The organism is Acinetobacter sp. ANC_7655 (assembly GCF_056784015.1).
The window spans coordinates 16,837-34,290 of sequence record NZ_JBWYJB010000009.1 but is presented as its reverse complement, the minus strand read 5'-3'; the positions used below and the strand labels follow the sequence as shown (position 1 = coordinate 34,290).

General features: G+C 37.3%; 16 protein-coding genes and 1 tRNA gene. 4 read left to right on the top strand and 13 right to left on the bottom strand.

What is annotated here, in order from left to right:
• Positions 1-1,157: 1,157 nt before the first annotated feature.
• From lptB to AC1M9N_RS10300, 5 genes are read right to left on the bottom strand one after another with little or no spacing between them, the layout of a single operon-like run.
• Positions 1,158-1,904 carry an LPS export ABC transporter ATP-binding protein gene (gene lptB, locus AC1M9N_RS10320; RefSeq protein WP_481587670.1) on the bottom strand — a complete coding sequence of 249 codons (747 nt, stop codon included), beginning with the start codon at positions 1,902-1,904 and terminating at the stop codon, positions 1,158-1,160.
• Complete coding sequence (gene lptA / locus AC1M9N_RS10315) at positions 1,904-2,434, bottom strand: lipopolysaccharide transport periplasmic protein LptA (RefSeq protein ID WP_481587694.1); 531 nt, start codon at positions 2,432-2,434, stop codon at positions 1,904-1,906. The genes lptB and lptA overlap by 1 nt, the downstream gene beginning before the upstream one ends.
• Positions 2,435-2,459: 25 nt before the next feature.
• Complete coding sequence (gene lptC / locus AC1M9N_RS10310; protein WP_481587671.1) at positions 2,460-3,005, bottom strand: LPS export ABC transporter periplasmic protein LptC; 546 nt, start codon at positions 3,003-3,005, stop codon at positions 2,460-2,462.
• 39 nt (positions 3,006-3,044) lie between these two features.
• The gene (locus tag AC1M9N_RS10305) at positions 3,045-3,584 is read right to left on the bottom strand and encodes a KdsC family phosphatase (protein ID WP_481587672.1); all 540 of its coding nucleotides are present in this window, start codon (positions 3,582-3,584) and stop codon (positions 3,045-3,047) included.
• Positions 3,585-3,587: 3 nt separating this feature from the next.
• Positions 3,588-4,580, bottom strand: coding sequence for a KpsF/GutQ family sugar-phosphate isomerase (locus AC1M9N_RS10300; protein WP_481587673.1), 993 nt, complete (start codon positions 4,578-4,580; stop codon positions 3,588-3,590).
• Positions 4,581-4,775: 195 nt separating this feature from the next.
• Between AC1M9N_RS10300 and cysS the strand changes: the two genes are divergently transcribed.
• The 3 genes from cysS to AC1M9N_RS10285 all read left to right on the top strand — a co-directional run bounded on the left by cysS (position 4,776) and on the right by AC1M9N_RS10285 (position 7,225).
• Positions 4,776-6,197, top strand: a complete 1,422-nt coding sequence (gene cysS, locus AC1M9N_RS10295; RefSeq protein ID WP_481587674.1) for a cysteine--tRNA ligase — start codon at positions 4,776-4,778, stop codon at positions 6,195-6,197.
• Positions 6,198-6,261: 64 nt separating this feature from the next.
• Positions 6,262-6,337 (top strand) — tRNA-Gly (locus tag AC1M9N_RS10290).
• A 228-nt stretch (positions 6,338-6,565) separates the two neighbouring features.
• Entirely contained in the window at positions 6,566-7,225 is a 660-nt protein-coding gene (locus AC1M9N_RS10285; protein WP_481954709.1) for a cupin domain-containing protein, read from the top strand.
• Between the two features lie 48 nt (positions 7,226-7,273).
• Here AC1M9N_RS10285 and AC1M9N_RS10280 read toward each other — a convergent pair whose 3' ends face one another.
• A complete protein-coding gene (locus AC1M9N_RS10280) occupies positions 7,274-8,350 on the bottom strand; it encodes a nitrilase-related carbon-nitrogen hydrolase (RefSeq protein WP_481954708.1) in 1,077 nt (358 codons plus the stop codon).
• 98 nt (positions 8,351-8,448) lie between these two features.
• Entirely contained in the window at positions 8,449-8,898 is a 450-nt protein-coding gene (locus tag AC1M9N_RS10275; protein ID WP_179999575.1) for a MarR family winged helix-turn-helix transcriptional regulator, read from the bottom strand.
• A 173-nt stretch (positions 8,899-9,071) separates the two neighbouring features.
• On the opposite strand from AC1M9N_RS10275, the gene AC1M9N_RS10270 reads away from it, so the two are divergent.
• Positions 9,072-10,433, top strand: a complete 1,362-nt coding sequence (locus AC1M9N_RS10270; RefSeq protein ID WP_481609106.1) for a spinster family MFS transporter — start codon at positions 9,072-9,074, stop codon at positions 10,431-10,433.
• A 604-nt stretch (positions 10,434-11,037) separates the two neighbouring features.
• Here the strand turns inward: AC1M9N_RS10270 and AC1M9N_RS10265 are convergent.
• From AC1M9N_RS10265 to AC1M9N_RS10240, 6 genes are read right to left on the bottom strand one after another with little or no spacing between them, the layout of a single operon-like run.
• Entirely contained in the window at positions 11,038-12,024 is a 987-nt protein-coding gene (locus tag AC1M9N_RS10265; protein WP_481587677.1) for a TauD/TfdA family dioxygenase, read from the bottom strand.
• Between the two features lie 17 nt (positions 12,025-12,041).
• On the bottom strand, positions 12,042-12,785 hold the full coding sequence (locus tag AC1M9N_RS10260; protein ID WP_228143120.1) for a class II aldolase/adducin family protein: 744 nt from the start codon (positions 12,783-12,785) through the stop codon (positions 12,042-12,044).
• Positions 12,775-13,776 (bottom strand): ketopantoate reductase family protein, encoded by a 1,002-nt coding sequence (locus AC1M9N_RS10255; RefSeq protein WP_481954707.1) that lies wholly within the window; start codon positions 13,774-13,776, stop codon positions 12,775-12,777. Before AC1M9N_RS10255 ends, AC1M9N_RS10260 begins: the two co-directional genes overlap by 11 nt.
• 38 nt (positions 13,777-13,814) lie before the next feature.
• Positions 13,815-14,588, bottom strand: a complete 774-nt coding sequence (locus AC1M9N_RS10250; protein ID WP_481590751.1) for an ABC transporter ATP-binding protein — start codon at positions 14,586-14,588, stop codon at positions 13,815-13,817.
• Entirely contained in the window at positions 14,585-16,387 is a 1,803-nt protein-coding gene (locus tag AC1M9N_RS10245) for a branched-chain amino acid ABC transporter ATP-binding protein/permease (RefSeq protein WP_481609105.1), read from the bottom strand. The genes AC1M9N_RS10250 and AC1M9N_RS10245 overlap by 4 nt, the downstream gene beginning before the upstream one ends.
• On the bottom strand, positions 16,384-17,421 hold the full coding sequence (locus tag AC1M9N_RS10240; protein WP_481597782.1) for a branched-chain amino acid ABC transporter permease: 1,038 nt from the start codon (positions 17,419-17,421) through the stop codon (positions 16,384-16,386). The genes AC1M9N_RS10245 and AC1M9N_RS10240 overlap by 4 nt, the downstream gene beginning before the upstream one ends.
• Positions 17,422-17,454 lie beyond the last annotated feature (33 nt).

Sequence of the window (17,454 nt, the reverse complement as noted above, 5' to 3'; positions counted from 1 at the left end):
TGAGAACCTGATTTAAAAGGCCAAAAAGCTTTGGCTTTAGATACAAGACTTTGACGATGTTCAACTTTCGCTACAGTTGAAGGTGGAGCTTGTAGCAAGTTGTTTTGGCTGTTGATTTGTTGATCATTAACAATCTTCGGTTTTGGTGTACTAGACACTTTCAATGAAGATTCACTCACCGATTTTTGTAAAGTAGGTGTCAAAACTTTTGTATTTGAAACATTGCCAGTAGCTTGGTGATGACCCTCATCCAACTTAGTTTTATCTTTGCCTATATTCCCAATAAATGTAAAGAGTTTACTTTTTGGTTTTTCTGTTTTGTCTTCTGAAACCGATGTTTCATTTTCTAGTAATTTTGCGTGTTGCGCGTCAATTAAAGATTCTGTTAGTTGATTTTGGATCTTTGGTTTAAGCGGTTTTAAAACCTGACGAGTGTCTTTAGTAGCGGGTTGTACAGTAGATGAAATAGTAGGTTTTAGAACATTTGGAGCTGAAGCCTCTTCAATATCCTGCTTTACCTTTGGCAGCAATACTTTTGGTTCAGATGCCGCTTTTTCACGCTTAACAAATGCAAAGAAAGATTTCTTTTGAGTCTTTTCCTTCGACTCATTCTGAGACTGCGAATTAGATAAAGGTATAGTGTTAACTTGAGCAATTTCATTTTCGACTATGTCGTCTAAATCAGGAACTTGTTCAATAACTTTAGGAACAAGAACCTGTTCTTTCACTTGCTCTTTCGAGATTTTGGATTTCGATTGGAATAATTTAAAACGTGGCTTTTCAAGCTGTTCAGGTATATCTTCAACAGTCTTTTTTTCCAAACTAAAATTGATTTTGGGTTTTTGTAATTCTGCTGATAGTGCACGTTGGGTATCGTCAATTGCTAGAGGAGCGATTGCATCTTCAGCATGTACTTGTGTCGCACATAAACTGATCGCAAACAGCGTGATATACCCCATATCCTTCTGACTTAATTGATGTTTAGCCACTTGTAATCTCTATTAAAAAGTGTGAACTACGTCACATAAAATCAATCGTATTCTACAATGATTTTTATATTATTTCTGCGTCAATTGTAAACTTACGATTTGTTTGAGTTAATTTACAGTCTAAATATCTATAAAACAACATTATTTTATAGATATCACACTATTTTTTTAAACTGTGAAATCATCACCTAAATAAACTTTACGGACAGTTTCATCCATAAGTACTTGATCTGGGGTCCCTTCTGCAATGACGGATCCTTCACTAACTATATAAGCATGCTCACAAATCGCGAGCGTTTCGCGAACGTTATGATCTGTAATAAGCACACCTATTCCTCGTTCTTTTAAATTGCGAATGATATCTTTGATATCACCTACAGAAATTGGATCTACCCCAGCAAAAGGCTCATCAAGGAGCATAAACTTAGGATCGGCGGCTAATGCTCGAGCGATTTCAGCACGGCGACGTTCCCCCCCTGACACACTCATCCCCAAAGAATCTTTAATATGTGTAATTTTAAAGTCTTCTAATAACTCTTGAAGTCTCTCTTTACGTTGTTGCTTATTAAGATCCTTCCGCGTTTCAAGAATCGCCATAATATTATCTGAAATACTCAATTTACGAAAAATTGAAGCCTCTTGTGGCAAATAACCAATTCCATGACGAGCACGCTCATGCATTGCAAGGTCCGAAAGATCAAGATTATCTAAGTGAATTTCACCTTTATCCATTCGAACCAGTCCGACTACCATGTAAAAGCTTGTCGTTTTTCCGGCCCCGTTCGGTCCAAGCAAACCAACAATTTGACCACTCTGCATGCTAAATGAAACATCTTTCACCACCCAGCGTTTACTATAAACTTTGGCAAGATGTTTAATTTTTAATGTTTGGATTGGTGATTCATCGACACTCATTAATCACGTACTCCAGAGAATGATTTTGAAGCAGAAGGAGGAATTATAATTTGTACGCGACCTTTTGAACTACCCGTTTCACTACTGCCACCGCCTACAACTTCGATATCACCCTTATTCATACTATAACGCAAAGTATTCCCACGAATACTTGCGCCATCTTGATACAAATATGCATTACCCGACAAAGTAATAATGCCTGTATCAGCGTTATATACAATTTTAGAGGCTTCACCACGTGCAATGCCACGTTTAGACTCTAATTGCTGTTGGAACTTTGCAGGAGAACCTGACGCATTTACTGAGCTAATTTGGCGATTGGCATTGAGATTAGCAACTATAGAGGCTGCATTTAACTTGAAAGTACCTTGTTCAACAGAAACATTCCCAATATAGGTCGTTATACCTGTTTTGTCATTATAGGTCGCACGATCAGCTAAAAGCATGATAGGTTGATTACGATCACTGGGCAATGCAAATGCCATAACAGAAATAGAACTGAGTGCCACCATTGCTATTGCTTTAAGCATTTTCGAACCTGATAAATAAGAAGGTTTAGTTTGGTGCATACTTTCCTCGAATATTTTTAAAATCGTACTGACCTTCATTCAAATCTGCTTCTAAGCCTTGGCTGACAAAATCTGCTTTTGGTGTTTGTACAGTAACTTGCTCAGATGTTTCAAGCTTTCTTGTTTTTGGATATCCTGTAAGCGCATCGGTTCGAAAAACCATTTTGCCCATTTCTCCTTGCTTGGTTGCAACAACATCTCCAGATAACACAATCTTCTCATTGTCATTGTAACCATGCGCTTGTTTAGCATAAAACGTAGCGTCTTCTACATTATCAGTAAACATGCTGGCATTTAAATTCTGCAAGCTTGATGTTTTCTGTTTCATATCTTGGTTCAGCTCATCCACTGTAGCCTTAACATAAAGCATGCCTTTTTCATCAGTTTGCAAAAGATTAATATTCTTTGCCGAATATGTCATCGATTGAGCGGATGAACCCTCTAATTTTTTCCCTTTACCGCTGTAATAATAATAGCCACCACTTATAGCAGCGACAATAACAGCAGTAATGTATAAAACTTTAGTATCCATAAATCATCAACTATATTCAGCGTTCATATCAACTGCATATTAATGCGTTACAGCCAAATATTTTTCAAGAAGTTCATGGTAAACCCCTTTTGACAACAATAACATGTCACAAATTTCACGCACAGCGCCACGACCACCATAAGCTTGGGTTACAAGGTCTGCACGACGACGAACTTCAACATGACCATTTGGCACTGTTACTTTCATTCCCGCAATCGCAAAAGCTGATAAATCTGGCCAATCATCCCCCATATACAAGCAATCTTCTGGTTTTAAACCCAGTTGCGTACAAGCTTGCTGTAAGGCAGTCCCTTTGTCTTCACGCCCCTGATAAACTAAGTCTACACCTAGATCATTCATACGCTTTGCCACAATATTGCTTTGGCGACCGGTAATAATGACAACTTTAATTCCAGCTTGCTGAACAAGTTTCATCCCAAGTCCATCACGAATATCAAATGACTTAATTTCATCACCTGAGTTCGTCAACGTTACAAAACCATCACTTAGAATACCATCCACATCCAAAACCAACGCTTCGATATGTCGTGCTTGTTCTAACAATACATAAGATGCCATGAATTAATTTACCCCAGCTTGAATTAAATCGTGCATGCTAATCACACCAATCACTTGTTTGGCATCATTGACTACTACAAATTGATTGATTTTTTTAGCATTCATTTGCTCTAGCGCTTCAACCGCTCTTGCTTCTTGTGAAATGGTTAGAGGATTTTCAATCATAACCTTTGATACAGCAAGATTAACATCAAAACCTTGTTGCTTATCAATGAGACGTCGCAAGTCACCATCCGTAAATATACCTAACAGAACATCATTTTCATCCACAATTGTGGTTAATCCGAGACGTTTGTTTGATATTTCGTATAAAACTTTATTCATTGGTGTATCTGGTGAAACTTTTGGTAGAGAGTCACCCACGTGCATCAGATGTTTAACATGCAACAGTAATCGCTTACCGAGTGCACCAGCTGGATGCGACATGGCAAAATCATTTGCAGTAAATCCACGCGCTTCAAGTAAAGCAACAGCCAAAGCATCACCTAAAGCTAAAGTCGCTGTCGTGCTTGAAGTTGGTGCCAAACCTAATGGGCATGCCTCTTGAATATGACCAAGTGTAAGCGCAACATCAGCGTTCTGTGGCATTGGTCCACGGTCATCACCTGAAATTGTTATCAATGGCACACCCAAATGTTTGATGAGTGGCATTAACATCATGATTTCATCACTTTTACCAGAGTTTGAAATCGCGATCAGCACATCTCCACGCACTAACATCCCGAGATCACCATGACCAGCTTCACCTGGATGCATAAAGAAAGACGGCGTTCCTGTTGATGCAAATGTTGCAGCCATTTTTCGACCGATATGACCAGATTTCCCCATACCAGTGACCACTAAACGACCTTGACACTGTAGGATAATTTGACATGCTTGGGAAAAACGATCATCAATCTGACTGGATAGTACCGATAAAGCTTGACGCTCAATCTCTAAGGTTTCTTTTGCAACCTTTTGAAAATCAATTGGATATGTAGTATTTTCAGAATTCAAATCTGGGCACCTTGAGGCTGGATTCAGCCACAATTTCAATCATTAAATTATTCTTCATATATTAACATAAGCATGCAAGTATCTTTTTCTTAAATGTATAAATTTCATTTGCATAGATTTTTTACGCATAAAACTTTGTGAAAGATAAGCCTTAGGTTAAGATGAACCACCATTTTTTTAGCTTTTTGAAGACCTATGCAACCATTTGTTCTATATAACTCAGAGCAACGAAAAAAAGTTGAGTTTGTACCACGCAAAGCAGGACATATTGATATGTATGTCTGTGGGATGACAGTTTACGACTACTGTCATATTGGTCATGCTCGGGTTATGGTTGCATTTGACTATATTATTCGTTTTCTTCGTAGCCAAGGTTGGAAAGTTAAATATATTCGCAATATTACTGACATTGATGACAAAATCATTGCACGTGCAAATGAAAATGGTGAAAGCATTACAGCACTCACTGATCGCTTTATTCAGGCAATGAATGAAGATGCTGCTAATTTAGGATGCTTGGCACCTGATGAAGCACCTCGTGCGACAGAGTATATCGATCAAATGCAAAATATGATTGGTACTTTGGTCAATAATGGCACTGCATATCCTGCGTCAAACGGTGATGTGTACTTCGAAGTTGAAAAATTTAAAAAATACGGGCGTCTATCTGGTCGTAAACTCGAAGACATGCAAGCAGGTGCTTCCGAACGAGTCGATGTTGAAGTTGAAAAGAAACATCCTTTCGATTTTGTGCTATGGAAGCATGCAAAAGAAAATGAACCTTCTTGGAAATCTCCTTGGGGGAATGGTCGTCCAGGTTGGCATATTGAATGTTCAGCAATGTCTACATGTTGCCTTGGTAATCATTTTGATATTCATGGTGGTGGATCTGACTTGACCTTCCCCCATCACGAAAATGAAATCGCACAAAGTGAAGCTGCAACTGGCGAACAATATGTAAACTATTGGATGCACGTAGGCTTTATCAATGTCGATGGTGAAAAAATGTCTAAATCTTTAGGCAATTTTTTCACGATTCGCGATGTCATGGAAAAATTCCATCCTGAAGTTATTCGTTACTTTATCGTTTCATCACACTATCGTAGCCCTGTGAATTTTTCTGATACTGCGCTTAAAGAAGCTAAAAACACATTAAGTCGTTTTTATCATTCATTTAAAGCATATCAACAGATATATGGTGCCGAAATTAATTCGCAATACGATGAAGCACTCGTTGAAAAGTTTAATGCAGCAATGCGGGATGATTTCAACACATCAGAAGCGATTGCCGTACTTTTTGAAATCAATAAAGAATTAAATCGTGCCGTAAAAGACGAAATTGCTGAACAGGCGGCCATATATTATGCCACCTTGCGCCATCTGACCAATATCTTAGGTCTTGTTCAACATAATGTTGATGAATTCCTAAAATCAGATATTGGTCAAGAAAGCTTATCTTTGAGTAATGATGAAATTGAAGATCTCATTCAACAACGCAAAGATGCCAAGAAAGAGAAAAACTTTGCACGTGCAGATGAGATTCGCCAAAATCTTCTTGATCAAGGCATTGTACTTGAAGATACGCGTCAAGGAACTTTATGGCGGCGTGCTGATTAATTCATCAATTAAATTTTGGAAGTGTTGACAGGGTGTGCAAAATCACTATAATTCACACCATATTGCGGGAATAGCTCAGTTGGTAGAGCACAACCTTGCCAAGGTTGGGGTCGCGAGTTCGAGTCTCGTTTCCCGCTCCAAAATTTTAAAAGCTTCATTCGAAAGATTGAGGCTTTTTTTTATTGACTTAGATTCTCAAATAAAGTCGACCTAGATTAAATTATTCGAAAGAGAAAAGAGAAGCTAGCCGACCAAAGTCAAAGTTGCTCCACACCCCATCACTCTCGAACTTGAACAGGTTTTCATCTTAAATTCACGCTTTTTTTGATAATATTAATCACTTTAATGCTCTTTTTTAGGCTAAAAGCATGAGATTAAATGCTGACTTCTCTCAACCTGTAATAATTACTCCAGAGGATTATCAATGGATTCAATCCCCAAGAGGCGAAGTTAAACGAATGATGTTCGATCGTGTTGGCTTAGAACAAGCAAGAGCAACTAGCCTAGTTGAGTTCCCTTCAAATTCTCAGTTCCCAGAGCATCAACACCCCTTCGGTGAAGAAGTTCTAGTGTTAAAAGGGACTTTTACTGAAGATGATCATCAGCACTATCCATCTGGATGGTATATGCGAAATCCTCACCTTTCTAAACATATTGTCTCGAGCTTAGCTGGATGTCTGATCCTGGTGAAACTCATGCAAATGTCTGAAGAAGAAAAATTAGCTACACGAATTGATACTCGTGACGAGCGAAACTGGACCTATTTTAACAACAGAAAGATTTGCCAACTATTTCAATCTGAGTATGAAGACACCTTTCTCGAAAAACTCGAAAGCCAACAGGTTTTAGAATCAAAACATCATAACGGTATTGAAATTTTCATTATCAAAGGTAAATTGGTGATGAATGAACGAAATTATTCAGCCGGTTCGTGGATGAGGTTTCCGATTCAACATCGTATTGAAATCAAAGCAGGTGGTTCTGGCGCTTTGATTTATGTAAAAAAAGATCATTTAAAAAATATGTAAACCCAAAAAAACCCAATACATTATTGGGTTTTTAAGCTAGTGCATTGATTAAGATTCATCATATGCGCTTTTTCTCCAGACACCCATATCAATAAGCTTCTGAATTTGCTTATCAATCACTTCCGCTTTATATTCGTCGTGATGTCCCTGTTTTTGCTGCAAATACAAATTTTTAGGATATATATTATTTTTATAAATTAATTGTGCGCATTCTGCACGTATATCTTTCATCCAATTGGTCACCTGAGCGTGTGTACGATGATAACGAAGTGCCTCTATATCAACTACACCAGTCACATAGGTAGATCCATTGGTATCATGCTGTTTACCCACTATTTTACCTTTATGGTCCACAATCATAGAAAGACCACCACCACAATCGATCGGTGCTAATGTATTTTCATCAAGATACATCCCCCCAATATTAGGTGCTACTACGTACATATTATTTTCTAAAGCACGAGCACGATTGGAGATTTCAAATACATCATTTTCAGTAAATGAAGCTGGTAAAGATGCACGATAGACGACTTCAGCACCATTCATCGCTAGGCCTCGACCATTTTCTGGAAAATTACCTTCCATTGCCATCATTATGCCCAATCGACCAATTTCCGTATCAACTACTGGCCAAAATGATTGAAGCTCTTCGCCATATTTTTTTACCCACTCATCATACAAATCATGAGGTGATGCTGAACGCTCGCATGGCAATAAAGCAGACATTTTGTGGTGTTTTAAAATAATTTCGCCTTGAGGATTTATAATAAATCCGACATTAAACATAATGCCTGGCCAATCCTTATTTTTAGCTTTGGCTTGCGCCATGATAAAAACATTATGTTTTTTAGCTAACTTACCTAAACGATCTGTTTCAGGGCCTGGTATATCGATCGCACCATCATCTAAGAATTCTTGAATATCAACATCGAGTGCTTCATCGTTGAAGCCCTGTAATGCTCCCTCTGGGAGAACCAACAGTCTTACTGGAATATCTAAAGAACTCAACCATAATGCACCGGATGTAAGTTCCTCTAAATGAGAGATATTTTTCATAATATCTGCTCTACAACTTGTGCCCCATATTGTTGGAACTAATCCTACTACACCATAAGGTTTGATCATTTTGTTTTCCTCTAAATCCATTCAGTTTTTTTAATGTACTTAAAAATTATCAGTGTGCTGATAATTATGCAAGTTCAAAAACCAAAAAATTTAGAAAATTATTCTTCATTAATTTTTTTCATCCATTTCCTGACGATTCTTATTTCACTTTCACTAAAACCATCGACTAAAGAATCTTCTAAACGATCAATAGCATCACCACAATCTTCCATAAGTTTTTTCCCTAAATCTGATATCTCAATTAATTGAATTTTCTTATTCGTAGAATGAGAAGTTTTGTAGAGAATATTTTGTTTTTCTAATTTTGAGATCATCAAATTTACTGTTTGTGGTGTTAATGAAGCAAAACGTGCTATTTCCGCATTTGTGAAACCTGGGTAAGTCAAAATAATTTTCAAAATTGTGAACTGTGGTGGAGTGATTGAATATTCAGCAAGTACACGCTCCATTTTTAAACGATATACATGGGATGTCTTTCTTAATAAAAATCCAAGGTAACCCGATTCATTATCAAATATTTCAGGTGAATTCGTATTTTTTTTAAACATACCTATTGCCCTTTTATAAAATCATAAATATTATCAGTATACTGATAAAAAGTATTTGAGTTTAACTTTGCATTATATATGACTAATGCTGCTTAAATTTGAATACCCAGTCACAGTTCAGCTACAAAAATAATGGAATAAAAATCAAACCCTTAAGGATATAGAACACAAAAATGCAGAATACTCTAAATGCTGAAGAACCCGCTTCGGTCAAAAAAAATACGAGATACGCTTGGTACGTAGTCACACTATGTATGTTGGCTTATATATTTTCTTATATTGATCGACAAATTTTAGTCTTGATGATTGAACCCATCAAAGCAGATTTAAATTTAACTGATACTCAGTTTAGTCTATTGCACGGTTTAGCTTTTTCCCTATTTTACGCATTTATGGGATTGCCAATCGCTTATTTAGCAGACCGATTTTCCCGACCAAAAATTATTGCAATTGGCATTATTTTTTGGAGCTTAGCAACAGCGGCTTGTGGTCTAAGTAAAAACTTCATTCAACTTTTTCTGTCAAGAATGGGGATTGGCATTGGTGAAGCAGCATTATCACCCGCAGCATATTCCATGTTTAGTGATATGTTCAGTAAAGACAAATTAGGTAAAGCCGTTGGTATTTACTCCATTGGTTCTTTTATCGGTGGAGGGATGGCTTTTCTCGTTGGTGGCTATGTAATCAGCTTATTAAAAGATGCAACGTTTATTGATGTTCCTCTACTCGGCATGATAAAGGCTTGGCAAGTTGCCTTTATTCTTGTTGGATTGCCAGGCGTTTTTATTGGTCTTTTATTTATTTTAACAGTAAGAAATCCGCAACGAACAGGACAAAAACTCGATGCCTCAGGTAATGTCGTAAAAGTTAAATTTACGGATTCGTTTAAATTCTTAAAAAAGCATAGTAAGACATTTACTTGTCACTACATGGGCTTCACATTCTATGCAATGGCATTGTTTTGTGTCATGAGCTGGTCACCTGCATTTTATATGCGTAACTTTGGTCTAAGTCCTGTTGAAACAGGTTATATGTTAGGAACGATTCTACTTATCGCAAACACATCTGGCGTTTTCTTTGCAGGCTGGTTAACTGACTATCTGACAAGTAAAGGTCGACGTGATGCTGCAATGTATGCTGGTTATTTAGGTGGTTTAGGAATTATCTTACCGATTATTAGCTATACATTAGTAGACTCACTGTGGTTATCTGTTGCTATTTTTACAGTGGCTATGTTCTTTGCATCTTTCCCAATGCCAACCTCAACAGCAGCTATGCAAATTTTAGCTCCAAATCAATTACGAGCTCAAATTTCTGCAATTTTCTTGTTAATCAGTAGCTTAATTGGTTTAGGTATTGGAACAACTTTAGTCGCATTAATTACCGATAAAGTATTCGGGGATACCAACATGGTGGGTTATTCAATTTCAATCGTAGGTGGATTCTCAGCGTTATTGACTATTATTTTACTTAAAACAGGATGTAAACATTTTGTGAAAAGTCTAGATGTAGAAAAAGATGAAATGGTCAGATAAGAAGTGATTTGTGCAAAATTACATAAAGCATTTTCTAAAATCTAAGCTCATATTTAGTTTATTTTAGAAAAAGAACTCGAACATCTGTTCGAGTTCTTTTTTCTCAACTGAGAATCAATAATGATTAAACTAATCAAAGGTAGAAAAAAATAATCAAAGTCTACTTGTTGCAAGCCAAAGCCGCATTATGATGAATACCCATGTCCGATGCCCGATTAAATAAAGATAAACGAAGTATTCCCTGTCAGGTCTAGGCTTTCAACATTTTTCGTTTGAAGAGCAGATTATTCTCCCTACTTGAATAGAAATCACTCTCAAATTTACTAAAATGCGTTCAGGACTGCTGAATGAGGAAAACTCACTTCCAGAAGCTGATTCACCTTAACTCATTCAAAGTGTGAATATTGTTAGACGATATAATGCCGAACCATATAGCGCGTTAACAAAAAAAGAATATTATTTAGGTGATCAATCAGATGAGTGCGTAATTATTATTTTTACTCATCTCTAAATCAGATTCAGTGTTACAACTTTTGAGTAATCGCAAAAAAAAGACTCGGACTTAAAAGTCCGAGTCAGGTTGTAGTCAAATATTGAGCATTTTTTAAGAAAGATTTACTTTTTGAATACCATTTCTACCTGGGAAATCCTTGGCTAAAGATCGGGCATTAGGCATTTTTAACCATAATCTTAATAATTTTCTTCGCTTTGAGATGTCTTCATCATCTATAAATGACGATCGTGAATGCATTACACAATAGTTATTACAGAACTGCATATCACCCGGTTCAAGCATCATATCTAGTCTGAGATCAGGATCTTGTATGTACTGATCGAAAATATCAAGCGCATCGACTTGAACTCTGGATAAAGGTATTCCTTTTCGCTCATGTCCTAGTTCAATATATGCTCTTAAGTATCGGCAACTTAATTTATTGTCATAAAAGCTAAATATAGGCGTGAGTGTTGGTTCTGAGTCACCAAGATGATCACAATAAGTCGGATGATAATAATAACCTAGATATTCAGGATAATTTTCTAAAATTCTATTGTAGACTGTGGCAGCACTGACGAGACTACTCAATCCTCCACTCATTGCTTTTCTAATTGATAGCAATCCAACTACGTCAGATAAGTCAGTGTGGTAAGGGAGATATGCGTTTGTTTCATAAACTCGCGTTGATTTGTTGTTAAGATCACCAACGTTTTCTACTTTACCCAATAAATCGCCTTTAGGATTTTGGGTAACGGGTTGACCCATATACATGCCTATTAAATAGTAAATAATCGCCAATTGGCGTTCACTAAATTTAGAGACATCCAAACCTTTTAATAGAAAGAAACCATATCCATTCTCAAGCTCATCGGCATATTTTTTAAATTCAGATAAAACTTGTGAATTATTAATCGTTAAATGCGTGTTATTCAATTGATCAATTTCTAGATCTTGTTGTTCTATCAATTGCAAATTTTGGCTTAATTCATGAAGCATTTCTGCGCTTAAATAATAAATCCAATCTGTCTGATTTTTTAGGTCTTTGCCCACCCATGCCGACTTATGACTGATTTTCTCTTTTAATATCGTATTCATCGCAATTTATCCCTGAACTAGTGTTTGTTTTCCTGCATTTTTCGAACCATCGCATTAAAAAACTTATCTGCGAAAGCACTTTCTTGAATTAACATTTGAGTTAAGTCTGCACACTTCTGTTTTACGATATGATCTAATTCAACATCGTCACCACGCATTGAATCCGCTTGGCATTGTATTTCTGCCGCTCGTTGAACTGTCCAGAGTAGGAAAAAAGCTTTTTCAATCGTACTCTCTCCCACAGCTACACCATGATTTCTAAGTACCAGAATGTGATGATCACCTAAACTTTTGATCATTCTTTGTTTTTCTTCTTCGAATAGGGTAATGCCTTCAAAGGCATGATAGCCTACCCGACCATATAACTGCGCACCATAAAAATTGTCATTTTTAAAGCCATCTTTCTTTTGTGCAATGGCACTGATTGGTGTGGTATGTGTATGTATTAAACATCGAATATCATCACGAGCACCATGAACAGCACTATGTAAAGCAAATCCTGCAGGATTGGCATCATATTCAGAATGAATCACTTTATTACCGTTTAAATCAACTTTTAATAAATTTTCGGGTGTGATTTCCGTATAGTTCAAGCCGAAAGGATTTACTAAATAATAGTGTTCAGCTCCTGGTAAGCGCGCTGAGACATGATTAAAAATTGTTTCCGTCCAACCAAAATAATCAATAAGGTGATAACAATTCGCTAATTTAACTCTGAGCGCCCATTCAGCTTCAGACACATTCAATACATTATTTTTCATCTTCATTATTCCTTGTTCTGGCTTGTTCGCTTAAATAGACCGTTAATTCATATATAAGTTTGGATGTCGGCATCGGACATTCATAAGCATCTGCCAATTCAAATACAGCTTCTGCAATGGGTGCTAACTCTAAAGGGCGATGATTTTTGTAGTCATGCCACATTAATGTATATGTTTCCCCCATCTCTGAACCCAATTTTAAAAATGTGTTTGGGTCGATATTGATACGAGCGCCATAGCAAGCCGCAACAGCTCGAACTTCATATAAAATTTGTTGCGTAATTCGAGTTAAATTGTGATCAGAATAAATTTTACTTAGCGGAGCATCAGCCACAACCGATAATGGATTGGAGCTCAAGTTAGCCATAACCTTGGTCCAAATTTGATCTCGGATGTTCTCTACGGGTCGTGCTTCGATACTTGTATTTTCAAACAATTCAACAAGAGCATGTAATCGTTCAGTCATTTGATGACTCGGCTCACCAAAGATCAACAAATATGGATTGTCTGATTTGACCTCATTTCCATTGACACTTTGCGCTGTAATAAATACGACAGCGCCAATTAAATGTTCTAATGGAAAATGGTCATTTAAAACGCCCTGTTGATCTAAACAATTTATGCTTGAATGTTCAGAATTATTCTCTAAACCGTAAAAATACCAAAAGGGTATGCCATTCATTAACGGCACGATGACTGTCGCGTTATACATATAACGCTTCAGCTGAGTTGAGATTTCGTATAAAGCGTTAAACTTGGTTGCTATAAATATAAAATCCTGTTTTTCAATGCATTCTTCAGTATCCACAATTCGAGATGGATGTACTTGAAATTCACCCAGTACATCTTTTAAATGAATCCCTTTTTGCTTTAGCGTTTCGACTTTTTCCCCTCGCGCTAAAACAGTGACTTGGTGTCCTGCTAGCGTTAATCTAGCAGCAACTACACAGCCTATGGCTCCAGCACCATATACCAAAATTTTTTTTGACATCCATTCAAAACCCTGAAAAGCGTATAAGTAGTTATGTTCTAAATAGCTAATACGTCTTGATGCTTACTATTAATTCCTAAGTAACTTTCGATAATTCTTGGATCTTCAACTAAATCAGAGCCCTTTCCTTCCATTGAAAGCTCTCCCATTTCTAAGACATAAGCATAATCTGCAAGTTTTAAAGCAGCTCTAGCATTCTGCTCAACTAACAAGATAGACACGCCATGTCCTCTTAATTGGTCAATCACCTTAAAAATTTCTCGGGTGATGAGTGGCGCTAATCCCAAACTCGGCTCGTCAAGCATCAACAATTTAGGTTTAGCCATGAGTGCACGACCTACTGCAAGCATTTGTCGTTCACCACCAGAAAGTGTTCCTGCTTGCTGTGATCGTCTTTCTTTCAAACGAGGAAAAATGTCATACACTTCATCTAAAGTGCTCAAAATCTCTTTGTCTCTTTGGCGATAGCGTTGAAAAGCGCCAAGCATAAGATTGTCTTCAATAGACATTGTTCCAAATAACTCTCGTTTTTCAGGCACTAATCCAAGCCCACGAATGACCATTTGCTCAACCTGTGGACATTGCTCCACATGTCCATCGAAATCGACGTGTCCTTTAGAACCCAGCACCCCCATAATTGCAGACAATAAAGTTGTTTTACCCGCACCATTTGGACCAACAACAGAAACAATTTGGCCTTGATTAACACGCATATTAAAATTTGAAAGCGCTTCGACTTTTCCGTAAGCAACACTCAAATTATTTACTTCTAGCAGAGGCGTGCCCTCTTGATTTCCAAGCATTGTGATCATGCAGCACCTCCTAAATAAGCTTCCAATACAGCTTCATTTTTTTGAATTTCTTCTGGTAATCCTTCAGCAATTTTTTGACCGAACTCCATGACCACAATTCGGTCTGCGAGATTCATGACAAAGTCCATATCATGCTCGACCAAGAGAATCGCCATACCTTCAGCACGTAATTTCGCTAGAAGTTCAGCTAAGGCTTGTTTCTCTTTAAATCTTAATCCTGCTGCGGGCTCATCAAGTAGTAATAAGCTTGGGTTCGCACATAAAGCACGTGCAATTTCTAAAATACGTTGCTGCCCGAGTGCTAAACTGCCAGCTTCGACATACAAATATTCTCCAAGCCCTACACGTTCTAGTTGATATTTAGCCTCATTGAGAAGTTCATTTTCTTCAACTCGATCAAGAAGTAACATGGATGAGATGACACTTTTTTCTCCGCGCAAATGTGCACCTATGGCTGTATTTTCTAATACAGTCATTTCAGGCAATATTTTTACGTGTTGGAATGTGCGACTTAATCCTAATTTGGCAATTTCTCTGGATGGTATGCCATTTATTTTTTTACCTTTAAATAAAACTTCACCACTTGTTGGAACATCTACACCTGATATTTGATTGAACATGGTACTTTTACCAGCACCATTCGGACCAATTAAAGCGAGAACCTCTCCAGCGTGAATTTTCAGATTCATTTCATTGTTCGCAACTAAGCCACCAAATTTTTTCGTGATGTTCTTCGCATCTAATATCAATTCACCCTTGTTGATTTGATTTTCTACTTTGTCCATTTGAGGAATGGGGTGGATTGAAGGATATAAATCTACTGGCTTATATTTATTTGGGATCAACTTAGTAATAAATGACCAAATCCCTGATGGTGCTTTTTGCATCAATACAACAATGATTAATCCAAATACGATTGTTTCATAATGACCTTGTCCGCCAAAAATAATAGGCAAAGCATCTTGCAACCATTGGCGTACCATGGTGAATATGCCTGCACCTAATATTGCACCCCAAATACTACCGACACCGCCTAACAACGCCATAAACAAGTAGTCGATACCCATTTGGAGTCCAAAAGGTGTCGGGTTAATAAAAGTTTGCGTGTGTGCATAAAGCCACCCTGAAATTGATGCAAAAATTGCAGCAATCACAAAGATGATCATTTTTGCTCTAAACGTATTTACTCCCATAGACTCAGCCATTACTTGTCCGCCTTTCAAAGCACGGATTGCTCGACCCTCTCGAGAATTTAAAAGATTTTTTGTCAAAATAATGGCAATGAATACAATGAGCCAAATGAGGTAGAACATTTTGTTGCCATTATCAAAGGCAAATCCTGCGATAGAAATAGAGGGAATATTCGAAATTCCAGAATGCCCACCTAAAGTTTCAATGGTGGAAAAGAAATAATAAAGTGAAATGCCCCAAGCGATCGTACCTAAAGGCAGATAATGCCCTGAAAGTTTAAGTGTTAAGCCACCCACCAAAATCGCAGATGCGACTGTGATAACTATTCCGAGCAGAAGTCCAAACCAAGGATTTCCACCTGTCCATGCGAGGAAACTTGGTAATTGTTCAGTCACAGTTAAGTAAGCAGTTGCGTATGCGCCAATTCCCACTAAGGCTGCTTGACCAAATGTAGTCATGCCTCCAACGCCTGTCACCAATACAAGACCCAACACGACTAATGCATTTAGACCAATATAGTTCAATAAAGTGACTTGATAGGTCGGTAAAAAAAATGGACTGATGAATACAATAAGCGCAAATATAAAGAAATAAGTTTTTGATTTCATTCTTCATCCTCCTCAACATGACGAGTTGTGAGCGATTTCCAAAGTAAGAAAGGAATAATTAATGTAAAGACGATGATTTCTTTGTAATCACTTGCCCAAAACATCGAGAAAGACTCAATAACACCAACAATCACGGCACCAATTGCTGCGACTGGGAAGCTGATTAGTCCTCCAATGATTGCCCCTACAAATCCCTTCAGACTTAAAATAAATCCTGAGTCGTAGTACAGGGTTGTGATCGGTGCAATTAAAATGCCTGATAAGGTTCCGATAAATGTAGCTAAAACAAAAGTCAGTTTGCCCGCAAAGATTGGAGAAATACCCATGAGCTGTGCACCGATTCGATTGACAGCGGTTGCATGCAAAGCCTTGCCATAGAGTGTTTTTTCAAAGAAATACCAAAGCACTAAAATCATCACAAAGAATGAAGCGATAATGATCAAAGTTTGACTACTTAAAACAAGAGTTCCAATCTCAAAGCTTTTGTCACTAAACGGTTGTGTTTGAGCACCATTTGGACCGAATATCACGAGTCCTAAACCGACTAATGCCACATGAACCGCTATCGACACTATCAATAAGACTAAAGGTTTGGCTGCCACTAAAGGTTGAAAAAAAGTGCGATACATTTGAGGACCAAGCGGTGTAATCACAGCCAAAGTCAATAAAACTTGAATTGGCATTGGAAGCGTCGCTAAAGGTAGTGTGTACATCGCGATAACGATCAAAGAAATATAAATTATTGATGCAATAAATATTTTGATATTAAATATTTGATTTTTAAAAAATTTAGCGTATAAATCCAGACTTGTATTGACAATAAAAAACGCAACGACCAGCCAAACTATTAAGCTTGGAATACCTGCTTGAATGGATGCCAAAGTCAATGCACCAAACACAGCAAATTCACCCAATGGAATAAGTAATATCCGAGTGACAGTAAAAACTAAAATGATACAAAGCGCTAATAATGCATAAATAGCACCACTGGTAATACCATCCTGCCCCAAAATTAACGCGATATTTAAATCCATAACATCTTCCTACCCTTTTTTGAGGATGAATTT

What these genes read in the sequence shown, in the direction of transcription:
- lptB (WP_481587670.1), bottom strand. Translation starts at nt 1,904, where the DNA reads ATGAGTGTCGATGAATCACCAATCCAAACATTAAAAATTAAACATCTT.
- lptA (WP_481587694.1), bottom strand. Translation starts at nt 2,434, where the DNA reads ATGCTTAAAGCAATAGCAATGGTGGCACTCAGTTCTATTTCTGTTATG.
- lptC (WP_481587671.1), bottom strand. Translation starts at nt 3,005, where the DNA reads ATGGATACTAAAGTTTTATACATTACTGCTGTTATTGTCGCTGCTATA.
- AC1M9N_RS10305 (WP_481587672.1), bottom strand. Translation starts at nt 3,584, where the DNA reads ATGGCATCTTATGTATTGTTAGAACAAGCACGACATATCGAAGCGTTG.
- cysS (WP_481587674.1), top strand. Translation starts at nt 4,776, where the DNA reads ATGCAACCATTTGTTCTATATAACTCAGAGCAACGAAAAAAAGTTGAG.
- AC1M9N_RS10285 (WP_481954709.1), top strand. Translation starts at nt 6,566, where the DNA reads ATGAGATTAAATGCTGACTTCTCTCAACCTGTAATAATTACTCCAGAG.
- AC1M9N_RS10280 (WP_481954708.1), bottom strand. Translation starts at nt 8,350, where the DNA reads ATGATCAAACCTTATGGTGTAGTAGGATTAGTTCCAACAATATGGGGC.
- AC1M9N_RS10275 (WP_179999575.1), bottom strand. Translation starts at nt 8,898, where the DNA reads ATGTTTAAAAAAAATACGAATTCACCTGAAATATTTGATAATGAATCG.
- AC1M9N_RS10270 (WP_481609106.1), top strand. Translation starts at nt 9,072, where the DNA reads ATGCAGAATACTCTAAATGCTGAAGAACCCGCTTCGGTCAAAAAAAAT.
- AC1M9N_RS10265 (WP_481587677.1), bottom strand. Translation starts at nt 12,024, where the DNA reads ATGAATACGATATTAAAAGAGAAAATCAGTCATAAGTCGGCATGGGTG.
- AC1M9N_RS10260 (WP_228143120.1), bottom strand. Translation starts at nt 12,785, where the DNA reads ATGAAAAATAATGTATTGAATGTGTCTGAAGCTGAATGGGCGCTCAGA.
- AC1M9N_RS10255 (WP_481954707.1), bottom strand. Translation starts at nt 13,776, where the DNA reads ATGTCAAAAAAAATTTTGGTATATGGTGCTGGAGCCATAGGCTGTGTA.
- AC1M9N_RS10250 (WP_481590751.1), bottom strand. Translation starts at nt 14,588, where the DNA reads ATGATCACAATGCTTGGAAATCAAGAGGGCACGCCTCTGCTAGAAGTA.
- AC1M9N_RS10245 (WP_481609105.1), bottom strand. Translation starts at nt 16,387, where the DNA reads ATGAAATCAAAAACTTATTTCTTTATATTTGCGCTTATTGTATTCATC.
- AC1M9N_RS10240 (WP_481597782.1), bottom strand. Translation starts at nt 17,421, where the DNA reads ATGGATTTAAATATCGCGTTAATTTTGGGGCAGGATGGTATTACCAGT.